The 13,038-nt window shown below is 62.6% G+C and carries 11 protein-coding genes and 3 pseudogenes; 8 read left to right on the top strand and 6 right to left on the bottom strand.

What is annotated here, in order from left to right:
• Nucleotides 1–4 precede the first annotated feature (4 nt).
• Both ACQCSX_RS06325 and ACQCSX_RS06320 read right to left on the bottom strand, forming a co-directional pair.
• Nucleotides 5–1,680 (bottom strand): annotated as a pseudogene (locus tag ACQCSX_RS06325) (ISAzo13 family transposase).
• Nucleotides 1,681–1,884: 204 nt separating this feature from the next.
• A complete protein-coding gene (locus ACQCSX_RS06320) occupies nucleotides 1,885–2,937 on the bottom strand; it encodes an IS630 family transposase (protein WP_427018194.1) in 1,053 nt (350 codons plus the stop codon).
• 178 nt (nucleotides 2,938–3,115) lie between these two features.
• Here ACQCSX_RS06320 and ACQCSX_RS06315 point away from each other — a divergent pair, with 178 nt between their 5' ends.
• The 8 genes and pseudogenes from ACQCSX_RS06315 to ACQCSX_RS06280 all read left to right on the top strand — a co-directional run.
• On the top strand, nucleotides 3,116–3,451 hold the full coding sequence (locus ACQCSX_RS06315; protein WP_427018193.1) for a hypothetical protein: 336 nt from the start codon (nucleotides 3,116–3,118) through the stop codon (nucleotides 3,449–3,451).
• A gap of 237 nt (nucleotides 3,452–3,688) precedes the next feature.
• Nucleotides 3,689–4,879: a tyrosine-type recombinase/integrase gene (locus ACQCSX_RS06310; RefSeq protein WP_427018192.1), complete on the top strand. Its 1,191-nt coding sequence runs from the start codon at nucleotides 3,689–3,691 to the stop codon at nucleotides 4,877–4,879.
• On the top strand, nucleotides 4,876–5,571 hold the full coding sequence (locus ACQCSX_RS06305) for a tyrosine-type recombinase/integrase (RefSeq protein ID WP_427018191.1): 696 nt from the start codon (nucleotides 4,876–4,878) through the stop codon (nucleotides 5,569–5,571). The genes ACQCSX_RS06310 and ACQCSX_RS06305 overlap by 4 nt, the downstream gene beginning before the upstream one ends.
• 224 nt (nucleotides 5,572–5,795) lie before the next feature.
• Nucleotides 5,796–6,374, top strand: coding sequence for a tyrosine-type recombinase/integrase (locus ACQCSX_RS06300; RefSeq protein ID WP_427018190.1), 579 nt, complete (start codon nucleotides 5,796–5,798; stop codon nucleotides 6,372–6,374).
• An 11-nt stretch (nucleotides 6,375–6,385) separates the two neighbouring features.
• Nucleotides 6,386–6,787, top strand: coding sequence for a tyrosine-type recombinase/integrase (locus ACQCSX_RS06295; protein WP_427018189.1), 402 nt, complete (start codon nucleotides 6,386–6,388; stop codon nucleotides 6,785–6,787).
• Between the two features lie 124 nt (nucleotides 6,788–6,911).
• Nucleotides 6,912–7,015 (top strand): annotated as a pseudogene (locus ACQCSX_RS06290) (IS3-like element IS1141 family transposase); the annotation flags it as partial.
• Nucleotides 7,016–7,309: 294 nt separating this feature from the next.
• Complete coding sequence (locus tag ACQCSX_RS06285) at nucleotides 7,310–8,398, top strand: IS110 family transposase (RefSeq protein ID WP_427018188.1); 1,089 nt, start codon at nucleotides 7,310–7,312, stop codon at nucleotides 8,396–8,398.
• A gap of 19 nt (nucleotides 8,399–8,417) precedes the next feature.
• Nucleotides 8,418–8,630: pseudogene (locus ACQCSX_RS06280) on the top strand (IS3-like element ISAar46 family transposase); the annotation flags it as partial.
• Nucleotides 8,631–8,777: 147 nt separating this feature from the next.
• On the opposite strand, the gene ACQCSX_RS06275 reads toward ACQCSX_RS06280, so the two are convergent.
• From ACQCSX_RS06275 to ACQCSX_RS06260, 4 genes are all read right to left on the bottom strand, one after another.
• Nucleotides 8,778–9,500 carry an HAD-IA family hydrolase gene (locus tag ACQCSX_RS06275; RefSeq protein WP_427018187.1) on the bottom strand — a complete coding sequence of 241 codons (723 nt, stop codon included), beginning with the start codon at nucleotides 9,498–9,500 and terminating at the stop codon, nucleotides 8,778–8,780.
• A gap of 193 nt (nucleotides 9,501–9,693) precedes the next feature.
• A complete protein-coding gene (locus ACQCSX_RS06270) occupies nucleotides 9,694–10,680 on the bottom strand; it encodes a Gfo/Idh/MocA family protein (protein ID WP_427018186.1) in 987 nt (328 codons plus the stop codon).
• 1,393 nt (nucleotides 10,681–12,073) lie between these two features.
• Complete coding sequence (locus ACQCSX_RS06265) at nucleotides 12,074–12,451, bottom strand: cupin domain-containing protein (RefSeq protein WP_427018185.1); 378 nt, start codon at nucleotides 12,449–12,451, stop codon at nucleotides 12,074–12,076.
• A 94-nt stretch (nucleotides 12,452–12,545) separates the two neighbouring features.
• On the bottom strand, nucleotides 12,546–12,911 hold the full coding sequence (locus ACQCSX_RS06260) for a cupin domain-containing protein (protein WP_427018184.1): 366 nt from the start codon (nucleotides 12,909–12,911) through the stop codon (nucleotides 12,546–12,548).
• Between the last annotated feature and the right edge of the window lie 127 nt (nucleotides 12,912–13,038).

Genomic DNA, 13,038 nt, shown 5'->3' with positions numbered 1-13,038 from the left:
ATTATTAACCTGTGGCTTTGGTTTGTTCCGGGATGACGGCGCCGGCATTGGCTACGTGTGTGGCTATCTCGGCCGCGGTGGTTAGTCGGAGGCCGGCGGGTTCGGGGGTGTAGCCGATGACGGTGAGCAGTGCACGGGTCTGTTGGATGACACGGTGGATGGTCTGCTGGGTCACACCGAATAGGTGCGCGAGGGTGCGTTGTGGCGGGGCGAACCGCTGATAGAGCAGGGTGATGGCGGTGCGGTCTGCCAAGGTGAGGACTGCTTTGCGGCCGGTGCCGGCAGTTGCACGCCTGGCGTGGCCGCGGCGCTGGTGAAGGGCTGCTTCGCGTTGGGCGTGTCGGGCCACGCCCAATTGCTCGATCAGCTGTTCCCAGGCAGGGTACTCGATCCCGGTCAGGGCCGGATGGTGCAGCCATGCGTGGTCCGGGCGTGGGGGCTCCCCGTCAGTCTCATGGGCGGAATGTTCCGGAGCCGCCGGGCGCAGGGTGTAGTTCCAGTCGCCATGCCAGTCGTGGCGGGTGATCGGCAGGTCCGCCATCTGCTGGTCACTGACGGCGACCCCGGTAGGGTACCGCCCTGTGTCAAGTTCGGCGTGCACGCGCAAACCGGTGCGGGTGGTCGTGGCCGCGATGGTGTTGACGATGACCTCGTGGCTGACCAGGGGCCTGCCGCGCCAGTTCATGGTGATCTGCGCAAACAAACGGTGCTCGATGGAGTTCCATTTGGAGGTCCCCGGCGGGAAATGGCAGACAGTGATCGACAATCCCGTCTCGGTGGCCAGGGCAGCCAACCCGTCCTTCCACGCACGGGGCCTGTATCCGTTGGACCCGCCGGCGTCGGCGGTGACCAGCAGCCTCCGAGCCTGCGGGTAGCTTTCGCGACCCATCCCGTTCCACCAGCGCCGCAACGACTCAACGGCAAACGCGGCGGTGTCATGGTCGGTGCCAACATTGACCCAGCCGGCATTCGCCGCCATGTCATAGATCCCGTACGGAAGGGCTTTGCCCAGGTCCTCGTCCGGAAAATCATGGGTGTTCACCGGCACAGGATCACCCGCCCGCCGCCATTCCTTTCCCCCGTTGCGGTAGTCACCGACAAGTTCCTTCTTCTTGGCATCCACGCTGAGAACGGGGTCCCCGTCTCCCGGTGGGCCTTGGCCTGATCGTTGATGTATCGGAACTGTGCGTCGCGGTCCGGGCTCTGCTTGCCCTCCAGGGTCTTGGCGTTGGACTGCAGGCTGAATCCCTCCTGGTGCAACAGCCCGGCGACGGTGTCCGCACCGACCCGGTGGCCCTGGGCCGTCAACGTCGTGGCGAGTATGCGGGTCGATTTCGTCGTCCACCGCAACGGCGACATCGGGTCCCCGCGCTCGTCCGGCTCGACCAACGCGAGCAACGCCGGCCGCAGCCCGGCATCCATCTCGGACAGCCTCTTCCGGCCCCCGCCAGGCAGACGCGTTCTGCCCAACGGTGCTTCACAGGCATCCAGATCGTGCATTCCCCGCGAGACCGTATGCTCCGAGGATCCCGCGGCCCGGGCCACTGCCCGGATCCCACCATGGCTCAACACCTGGGCCTCGGCCCCCATCAACAAACGACGCTGCCGCTCATCCAGATGAGGGAAAAGCACCCGGAACTTCGCCGCCAGCGCCTGTTCAATCTCCACCGTTACGCCCATACTTCAGATGGCACCACCCCGGGAAGAAACGCAACTAATTTCGCGACAGTCCCTAACTACACGGCATTGGCACTAGTAGATCGTCGTCTCTAATATTCGGGGTATAGGTGGCGGAGCTTGGTGCGGGCGTCGCTGGTGGTGAAGTGCCAGTTCACCTGCCGCTGGTCGGCGTTGGTGCTGGCTTGCCAGGCGGCCAGTTCGTGGTTAAGTACGTCGAGGTCGTCGATGCGCCTGTCCAGGCATTGGCCTGTCCAGGCATTGGCGGGTGAGGGCGGAGAGTTCGATCTCGGCGATGTTCAGCCAGGACCCGTGCTTGGGGGTGTGGTGGATCTCGAGTCGCTGGGCCAGGGCGTGGGCCTTGGCCGGTGCGAACGTCTCGTAGAGCGAGCCGATCGTGTGGGTGTTGAGGTTGTCCATCACCAGCACGACCTTCCCGGCGTCGGGGTAGTCGACGGTGAGCAGGCGCTCGACCTGGTGGGCCCAGTCGAGCATGGTGCGGCGGGATTGGGCGTCCACGTGCCGCCAGCCGGCCAGGGGCTCGACCCACACGAAGATCGAACACGTCCCGCACCGGACGTACTCCGAGTCCTCCTTGCGGTCGCGCCCGGGCGCGGCCGGGATCGGGTCCCGGGCGTGGGCGAGGAGCTGGTAGGGCTTCTCGTCCATGCACACCACCGGCCGATCCGGGTCGAAGGGCGTGGCGTAGATGTCCAGGACGTCTTCCATCCGGGCGGCGAACTCCCCGTTGGCGTGCGGCGGGATGGTCCAGCACTGTTTCAGGTGGGGGCGAAGTTCCGTTTTTAAGACCCGCCCGATGGTGGAGTGGTCCAGGTCGGGGATGTCCTCGATGAGCGCGACGTGCTTCTCGAGCAGGCGCAGGCTCCACCGGTCCTTGCCCTCGGGAGGGGCGGAACAGGCCAGCGCGATCAGGCGGGCTTCGACCTCGCCGGTGACGGTCGGTTCCACCGGCGGCGTGGCCCGCTTCTTCCGGGTGATCGTGGCGACGACGTCGCCGCCCCGGTCGGCGTAGGCCTTGGAGACCTTAACGACCGTGTCAACGGCAACGCCGGCCCGCTCGGCCACCACCGTCTGGGCGGGAACCGGCCCGTGGCGGCCGGGGCTGTTCTCGTCCAGCTCGAGCAGGATCCTGGCCCGGCGAACCTGCTGGGCCGGATGCGAGCCCGTGCGGGTCAGAGCCGTCAGCAGCTGCCGCTCCGCCGGGCTGAGCGCCACCGGCCGCGACTTCGTCCTGGACATCGTGGTCTCGCTCCCGGCGGGCGGTCGGGGAAGAACCCGCCAGGAACATCATCCCTCCAACTGCGCACCTTAGCCACGACGATCTACTAGTAGAGCGTCGCTTCTAATGCTCGTAGTACTTGAGGCATGATGGTGGCGGCGGGTTCTTCCCCTTCCGCCCGCCGGGAACGGGGCCGTCATGGCCAGGACAAAGTCACGGCCGGTCAGGCTCAGCCCGTCGGAGCGGCGGATGCTGACCGGGCTCACCCGCACGGGATCCCATCCGGCCCAGCAGGTCCGCCGGGCCCGGATCCTGCGGGAGCTCGATGAAGACAACCCCTGCCGCGACGGGCCGGCACCCACCCAGCAGGCCGTCGCCGCCCGGGCCGGGGTGTGCACCGATACGGTCGTGAAGGTCTCCACGGCCTACGCCGACTCCGGCGGTGATGTCGAGGCGACGATCACCCGCAGAAAGCGGGCCACGCCTCCGGTGGAGCCGAAGGTGACCTGCACGCCGACGGCGGGGCCGCCATGACGTCCAAGGCCCTGGCCTCGCTGCTGGTGGACATGGATATCACCCGGTCGCATTTCGGCCCCGCACATCCCCGACAACCCGTACAGCGATTATCCCGTGCCCGTGATTATGCCGAGTACGGGCCCGTTGCGGGATGTTTGTGCTGGTCAGAGGGCTGCCGCGGCTTGAATCCTTCGGCATAATCCTGAGGCGTTTGATGCTTGCTCTGTACGGGTTTTTCGTTCAGAGGAGGCCAAGATGAAGAAGCGGCAGTCAGTTGGTGTTGCTGGTCCACTTTCGTTGTATGTCGAGGGGTATTGGGTTAGCCTCGAAGGTCGGGGTTATGCGCCAGACTCCGTTCACTGGAGGTTGCGGCAGTTCGCCGTGCTGGCTCGTTGGATGCTCAACCAAGGTTTGGCCGTCGGTGATCTGGATGCTGTATGCGTGGAGCGGTTGGTTGCGGCTCGACGGGCCGAGGGGCTGACGACATTGGTATCGGTCGCGAATTTTGCGCTTCCGATCGCTTATTTGCGTGGGATCGACGTTGCGCCCGAGGTCCCATCACCAGTGGATCACGTCGCGCAGCTTCTTGAGCGGTATCGCAGCTATCTGGTCACTGAGCGTGGCCTTGCCGAGAGTTCGATATCGGGCAACATGCATGTCGCCGAATGCTTCTGCAAGGAACGGGATTCCCGGTTGGAGGAGCTCTCGGCGGCTGAGGTGGCCGCCTATATCGCAGCACTGGCCGCACGCTCAAGCGTCGGGTGGTCTAAGAAGACGGTGGGCGCGTTGGCCTCTTTTCTGCGGTTCCTCCACGTCACGGGCATCACCGCCGAACCGCTCGCTGCGGCCCTGCCGAATCTTGCCGGATACCGTCAAAACGTGCCGTGTGAACTCGACGAAGGCGATTTCACACGGCTGCTTGGTGGCTGTGATTGCAGCCGCGACGTCGGGCTGCGGGACCGCGCGATTCTGACGCTTCTGTGGCGGCTGGGACTGCGCCGTGGTGAGGTGGCCGGTTTGCGGGTCGATGACGTCGACTGGCGGCATGGTGAAATCATGATTCGGGGAAAGGGCAACCGCCAGGAGCTTCTCCCGATCCCCATCGACGTCGGTGAAGCGATCGTGCGCTACCTCCATGACGGCCATCGGCGGCTCCCGCCGGGTTGTCGCGCCTTGTTCGTTCAGATGAGAGCACCGGAAGGTGCGATGAGTCCCACTGGCGTTGGTGACGTGGTGTCGCGCCTGTGCCGTCGCGTTGGGCTGCCCGTATTGGGTGCACACCGGCTCCGGCGCGGCGCCGCGACCGCGCTGGTGCGCAACGGCGCTTCATGGCCGGAGATCGCGCAGGTCATGAGACACCGGAGCATGGCGGTCACCGTGTCCTATGCAACCGTCGATCCCGCGCTGACGCGCGAGCTGGCGCGGCCCTGGCCGGGTGCGTCATGACCGATCTTTCCGCAGCGGTCGACTCCTATCTCGCCATGCGTCGTGGTCTGGGCTTCAAACTCGTCGATGCCGCATCGTTGTTGCCGGACTTCATCGGCTACCTTCACGAGAAGGGCGCCGGGCATGTCAGGACCGAACTGGCCCTTGCATGGGCAATCCAGCCCGTAAACGCTCAGCCGATCTGGTGGCATCAACGCCTCGGTATCATCCGCGGCTTCGCCGAGTACCTGCGCTACCTGGACCCGGACACAGAAGTGCCCCCACGCGGTCTGCTGCCGGCCCGGCAGCAGCGTGTTGCGCCGTACTTGTACTCCGCCGCAGACATTGCAGCGCTGATGGCGGCCTCCCGGTCCCTGAACCCGCCACTGCGTGCCGCCACCTACGAGACGTTCATCGGGTTGCTTTCAGTCACCGGCCTGCGACTTGGGGAAGCTCTGGCGCTCACCCGCGAGGACCTCGACAAAAAGCACTTACTGCTGGTAATCCGGCATGCCAAGCGAGGAGGCCGAAAGGTGCCGTTGCACGAAACAACCCTCCGGGCACTCCAGCGCTATTTCGACTGCGTCGACCGCCATTTCCCGGACCCGGTGTCACCGTCGGTGTTCGTCTCAATCCGGGGCACCAGAATGAACAAGGACTCGATTCACGCGACGTTTCCGCACCTGATCGACCAAGCCGGGCTGACCGGGTGAGGGGAGCGGCCCCGGCCCCGAATTCATGACCTCCGCCATAGCTATGCCGTTCGCCAACTGATCGACTGGCACCAACAGCATGCCGATGTTGATGCCCGCATACCGCTGCTCCCAGCAGTTCTTGGACACAGTGATCCGGTCTCCACCTACTGGTACCTCCAAGCAGCACCCGAGCTCTTCGCCATCGTCGGGCAGCGTCTGGAAGAATTCCTTGGAGAACTGCCATGAGCGCTCTTGCCCCCACCTTGCAAAAGTTCTTCAGCGACCGCCTCCTGACCCAACGGCAAGTCAGCCCGGCCACCATCGCCGCCTACCGGGACACGTTCCGGTTGCTCCTGGGGTTCATCGACGACAGCAAGAACCTCGCGCCCGCGAACCTGGACTTCACCGACCTCGACGCCCCAACGATCGGGGCGTTCCTGACCTATCTGGAAACCGGGCGGGGAAACACCGTACGAAGGCGCAACGCCCGCCTGGCCGCGATCCATTCGCTTTTCCGCTTCGCCGCGCTCGAGCACCCCGAACATGCCGATTTGATCTCGCGGGTCCTGGCGATCCCACAGAAGCGGTTCGACCGAGCAATCGTTACGTTCCTCACCAAAGAAGAGGTCGAGGCGATCCTCACCATCCCCGACCAAGACACCTGGATCGGTCGTCGCGACCACGCGCTACTGCTCCTCGCAGTCCAAACCGGATTGCGCGTCACCGAACTCACCGGTCTGCGCCGTGACGACGTGATCCTGAGGACCGGAGCCCAGTTCGTTGCCGTGGGAAGGGTCGCAAACAACGATCCACGCCCTTGACGGCTGGCACCGTGGCCACGCTGCGGGAATGGTTGAAGGCAAATGACGCCCCACCGGACTCGCCGCTGTTCCCCAGCCGGAATGGCACACCGCTGAGCACCGATGCCGTTGAATGGCTCGTGAACAAATACGCCACCGCGGCGGCATCCCACTGCCCGTCGCTGGCGACCAGGCGAATCACACCACACGTTCTTCGCCACAGCGCCGCCATGTTCCTACGCGAAGCCGGTGTGGGCATCTCGGTCATCGCACTCTGGCTCGGCCACGAAAGCATCGCCTCCACACAGATTTACATGCACGCCGACCTCGCCATCAAACAACGCGCACTGGACCGGACCACGCCTCCAGACGCGGCACCAAACCGATACCGGCCCTCGGACGACTCGCTGCTTGCCTACCTCGACGCACTCTGAATTATGCCGAGGGATTCAAGCCGCGGCAGCCCTCTGACCAGCACAAACATCCCGCAACGGGCCCGTACTCGGCATAATCACGGGCACGGGATAATCGCTGTTATTCCGAATTCGGAATAACATCGAGTCGCTGTTCAAGACCCTGAAATACGGTCCGGAATTCCCGGAGCGCTTCGCGTCAGTCCATGACGCCTGGGCCTTCATCGGTGCTTCGTGGACTGGTACAACTGTGAGACTTGTTTTAGCTGGTCTGGGACTGGCTGGCAGGATAGTTACCGGCCGCTCCACACTGCAGGCGTGACCCTTGGTACAACTGACCCTCAGGGTGTCCTTTTGTGGACTTGTCCGTCTACCAGGATGGTTCGGCCGGTACCCGTCCGGCCCACCACGGTAGCTTGATTAGAAGATTGTCCACCCTCACGGGCGTGACCCCTCACAGTTCTGTTCCGTCGTGATTCCTACCCGGACTGGCACCGGCCGTCAACGGCCACCAACCAAGTCCATCACAAGAGGAAAATCACGGTGACCGCTCTGTCTATCGTCTCTCATTGCCACCCGTTTGTCGTGGGTGTCGACACTCACGCACGCAACCATGTCTACGCCATCCTTGACGCCACCAATGGCGCACTGCTGGATACCCAGTCTTTCCCGACTACCGCAGCCGGTATCAACCGTGCCATCAAGTGGGTCGCACGCCGCACCAACGCCGACGCCGACACCCTCTGGGTGATCGAAGGAGCCGCGTCCTACGGTGCGATCCTCGCCGGTACCGTGGCCGCCCACGGATTCCCCATCGCCGAGGCTCCTCGCATGGATGCCAAGAAGAACCGCGGCGTCGGTAAAACCGATGCCTTGGACGCCCACCGGATGGCCATGGCAGTTCTGTCGTTGCCGGTTGAGAAACTGCGCCGTCCCCGCTTGAACGAAGGGATCCGCCAGGGCTTGCGGATCCTGGTCACCGCCCGGGAATCCATGACCAAGGGCCGTACCCGTTCGATCAACGCATTGAACGCTCTGGTACGAAGTAACAGTCTCGGAAGTGATTCCCGCAGGAAGCTCACCCCGGTCCAGATCGAGGAGATCTCACGCTGGCGTGAACGCGAGGAAGAACTGGCTTTGAGTATCGCCCGCTCCGAGGCGGTCCGCCTCGCCAAACACATCCTGGACCTCGGTGAGCAGTTGAAGTCCAACGAGCAAAAGCTGGACGAGCTGGTCAAGGTCAGCGAGGCCGCACCCCTGCTTGAGGAGAAGGGTTTCCAGGCGGTCGCCGCGGCGAAATGTTTGGTGGTGTGGTCGCACGAGGGACGGGTCCGTAGCGAGGCTGCCTTCTCCTGTCTGGCCGGCGTGAATCCCATCCCTGCATCGTCCGGGAACACCGTTCGGCATCGGCTGAACCGTGGAGGCGATAGAAGGCTCAACAGTGCTCTTCACATGGCTGCGATCACCAGGATGACCTGCGACTCTGAAACCTGCGACTACGTCGAGAAACGACGTGCCGAAGGTAAAACCGACAAGGAAATCCGACGTTGCGTCAAGCGCTATCTGGCCCGTCGGGTGTTCAGGATTCTGACTGTCTCGGCTCAGGCCAAAAAGGTGCAGGAAGCCGCTTGACAGACATAGAAGAGTCCACCACCAGCACTCCGGCATCGGCTTCCACACGCCCGCGAACGTCCATTACGGCCACGCCGCCGGCGTGGCCAGGGAACGCTCGGCAACGCTCGCCCAGGCGCGTGCGAACCATCCCGAACGCTTCACCACCAACGCCGACCCCAAAATCCTCGCACTGCCCGGCCCCGCGTGGATCAACCGGCCACTGGAAACGACAGAAAAAATAGCCGCATAACTCCCGTTGGTACCGTTCAGCTTGAAAAATTCCGGGGCGGGAATCGAACCCACGACCAAGAGAATCCCGATCCCGACGTATCCAGGGTTGTCGTTGGCTTGTCCCATTCCTGACGTCTGGTTAGAGCATACCTAACATTTGATTTGTTTACTGGATTTCGAGGCCGGCACGGGTCCAGTACACGGACCGTAGATCAGGGACTAAGGCGTCCGGATGGTGTTCGCAGATGTCACGGCTGCCGACGCCAAGGACGTGTGCCACTTGAGCGGCGCGTGCCGCTCGAATGCCGGCCGGGGCGTCTTCGACCACGACGCACTGATCTGCCGGCACGCCTAGACGTTGTGCTGCGGCCAGGTAGCCTTCGGGGTGCGGTTTGCCGTGTCGGACGTCTCCGGCCGTTATCAGTACCTCGGGAGCGGTGAGCCCGGCGGCGGATAGTCGGGCGTGGGCCAGGTCGCGTGACGCGGAGGTCACTGTAGCCCACCGGCCAGCGGGGATTGCTGCCAGGAGTTCGGCGGCGCCGGGGATCTCGGTGGCGGTAGCTGCGTCTTCAATTTCCAGCGCGTCGATCAGTTCCACGGCAGCTGGGCGCTTCGACGGGGCGATGAATTGTGCGACGGTATCGACCGATCGTCGTCCATAAACGGTAGGGAGGACTTCCTCTGGGTCCAGGTTCATCTCGTGCGCCCATCGGGTCCAGGAACGCACAACGGCGGTGTCCGAATCGACGAGCACCCCGTCGCAGTCGAACAGAACGGCAGTGCAGTGCAGGGCAGTCGCGGTGCGTGCCCCGCCCGTTGTGCTGAGCAGCTCCGACGTGCGCTCTATATTGGGCCGGTTAAGCCGGGCGAAGTGGTCGTGAGACGCCATAGTAGGTCCTTTGCTGACTGGCTTCCCGTGTATGTCGCGGGAGTCGGGTCTATGGTGAGCTTGCTGCTTTGGGCACGAGCACCGGGGGATGAGTAGGCCTATGCGCAGATCGGAGACTTGGGTAATGGCGTCTGCGCTGAGGCCGGCGATGTGGTCGATCCCGCCGGGGGGGGTAGCGAGCTCTGGGTTACGCCTATTCTTGCTTCCTCGCTTCCTCGTCGAGAGTTTCCAACACCCGCGCGTTGTTTGCCGCGTCCGTGAGATCGTAGCGGAGCGGCGTTCCGTTCAGGACGCTGTCGGCGAAGTGTTCGCCCATCCGTACGAAGTGGTTTTCGCCCTTGACCCCGTGATAGATGGTCTCCTGCCCGAAGTGATGCTCCTCCAGGACCGAATCCTCCTCCAAGAGCCCAAAAGGATTGTCGAGGTAGAGCCGGCCCTCGGTGCCCGTGAGTTCCAGAAAGTTGCGGCGCTCGAGGTTCACTCCGGTATCAAATAGCGCGGTTGCGCCGTCGGGAAAGCGCAGCATGCCCGCAATGCTGGTGTCGATTCGGCCGTCGTCGTTGGCGTCGCGGTAGTTGCCAAAGGCGGCGACTCGAGCCGGCTCCTGCGCCGTGACCATCCGGCTCATGTTGACGCAGTAGCATCCAGCATCGAAAAGTGCGCCGCCGCCGAGCCCGGCATACCAGCGGATGTTGTCGTCCCCGCCCGCATCGAAGGTGTGACCGACGTGGACGAATGTCAATTTGCCCACCGCATGGGCCGCGAGCAGCTCTTGCAGCTTCTCGAAACGCGGGTGAAAACGGTACATGAAGCCTTCTAGGACTTTGAGCCCGGTCTCGTCGGCCTTGCGCGCAATCTCCTCGCACTCGGCGCCGCTCATCGCCAAAGGCTTTTCACAGAGGACGTGCTTGCCTGCGTCCAGGGATTTTAGAATCCATTCGAGGTGCAGCGCGTTCGGCAGACAAATGTAGACAGCGTCGATGTCCGGGGAAGCAAGCAGCGCCTCATACGAGCCAAACGCTTGTGGGATGCCGTGCTTGTCGGCGTACTCCCTGGCCTTTTCCTCGGTGCGGGACGCGATCCCTACGACCTCACCGTTTTTCGTTTCCTGCAACGCCGGAATGGTCTTGCGGACGATGCGGGCGGTGCCCATGACACCCCAACGCAATTTCTGACTCATTGAGCTCTCCATTTCTACAATTACCCTGTTTGAGAACAGTGCTGTTGGAACCAGTGTTGGCAGACAAACGGGCCAGCCGGTTTCCGTAGATGCAATTTCTACTTGGATCCGAATTACCATTATTGGGATTAGCGGACTGGCTGGCCAAACCCGTCATACCGTATGTGGCAACGTATGCTTGCAAGGCAATGACCTGTTGCCTGACTACGCCGCGGTCAGAGAGCACCACTTGTCATGGCGGGTTAAGTTCCCGCACGACAGACCTGAATTTCACTGTCGAAGAACCCTGAAACCCAAGCTGGGAGGCACGGACCCTGCCTGAGATTAGGCGATACGCCACCATCATTCTGTTTTGGAAAGATGCAGTCCGTTGCGGCCTGGCATCTGGTCCGCTTCCCGGTCCTGAGCAGTATGACGGTCATTGGAAAATGGTTCGGTCATGATGCGGCCGGCTGTAGTTCGTAGCCATCCTGAATGTGGAACAGGCGGCGGCCACCAACAGGGTCGTGGACCCAAATGATGTCACCGTCCGCTGTACGGGCGTCTACTAGTCCAACATACTGTGGGCGTCCGCTGCCGACCAGCTGCACTCTGTCCCCGGCTTGGACACTATCCCAGCCGGTAACTCCTGCTCGTTTCATACCTGTAGTCACAATTCTCTCCTCGCTGTTTGTCTAGCAGCAGCATCTATTGGACTGACTCAAGCGGACGGCAGCGAACCTCTCAATGCAGGAGTTGACGGTGAAGTGGGTTGAAGCTGTGCCACCGCCAGTCCCGCTGAGGGCGAATGTTGAGTCAGCCGGCGTGATCAGGTTCGAACTTGCCTGATTTGAGTTCGATGACGATGGCTCGAGGGGCGGACGGGACGAAGGGCCGGTCCCGCGTGTCCGCTAGGACGGAGCCATTGTTGCCGCACGGACCAAACTGGCAGCAGGGCCCGCGAGGAAGGTCACCGGGCTGTCTGCTCCCAGGTCTCGCCAAACGGGACCGTGTCGCTGAGTTCGAATGTGTACCGGGCAGGGTCATGCCGGGTGACCCTAATGCCGGCAGACCCATGGGCCATTGCTGCTTGCCGGAGCAAGGCCTCTGCCTCGTTAAGCAACTCGTAAAGTTCCTCCGGCCTGGCGACGAGGACTTGCAAAGACTCGATTGTCTGACTACTCATGGTCAATACTCTCTTGTGACGTGGCTCACTAGGTCGGAATTATTCTTACATGAACAAATGTTCAAGTCAATTGTTCTCCTAGGGTCTGTGAAGAGCTCTCCTGATGCGCGTCATGGGACGTCCTTGCCCCTGCAGCAGCAGGTGTTGGCTAGCTGTTGCAGGGGCAAGTGGCGGTACCAGTGAACTAATTCATGACCGCCTGATGGCGGAGGCCATGGGCGGAGCCGCTTAGGACATGGAGCCGTGGGCGGTGAAGAAGCCCAGGCCGTAGTCGGGGGTCTCAAAGGTAATTTCTGCTCCCTTGGGGAAGAAGAGTACGTCGCGCTCCTTGGCGTGGGTCACTTCTCCTGTGGCCCGGTCGGTGAGGATGAATTCACCCTTCACGACAACCTTCATTTCGTCGCAGGTGTACGTGTAGACCAGCGGCTCGGAGGCCTTGAGCTCGAAGAATCCGGAGCTCATGACCGAACCGTTGGGGTGGGTGAGGGAGTCGGCGATGGCGGCCTCGACTCCCGGGACGTTCATTGACGGCAGTCCGATAAAGCCGGTTTCCACCTTGTGGATGGAACCGGCCTTGGTGAACGTTCCCTGTGTTGTGGTTTCCATGATCTCTCCTGTGATTGGTGTTGTGAATCTCTGGCTTACTTTTTGTAAGACTGATCATTGGTGGGTTGCGCCCCGGGGGCCGCTCCCGTTCCTGTCAGAAAATGACGTAGATCTTGCGCAGTGTCTCGTGAATCTCCCAGTTGCCGCTCCAGCCGCGGGGGATGAAGATCGTGTCGCCGGGACCGACGAGCTCGGGCTCGCCGCCGTCGGCCGTGATGGTCATCGAGCCGGAGAGGACGTGGACGAATTCGTTCGTTTCCAGTACCCAGCGGGAGGGGCCTGCGGTGCATTCCCAGATGCCGGATTCGCTACCGTTTTCGTCTTTCCACAGGTAGATTCCGCGGGTGTCCATCGTCTGCGGTCCGGTCGCTTCAGGGCAGGGGCCCCAATCGTCCAGATCTGTAGCGTTCTGCGCATCACGGATGAGGGTCGCTGAGATGGACGTTGTGTGTTGTGTCATTTGTCGTGCCTTTCATGGAACCGTGGGGACTTCTACCGCTGACAGAGGTTTTTGCTTCGTTGCGGTCCGGAACGCGCTGAAGCCCGGGCGTTGAAGTGCTTCGGCGGTGCCTGGGTTGTCCCGTCAT

The organism is Pseudarthrobacter sp. P1 (genome assembly GCF_050156935.1).
GTDB lineage: Bacteria > Actinomycetota > Actinomycetes > Actinomycetales > Micrococcaceae > Specibacter.
The sequence above is the reverse complement of the archived record's forward strand: the minus strand, read 5'-3'. Positions and strand labels throughout refer to the sequence as shown.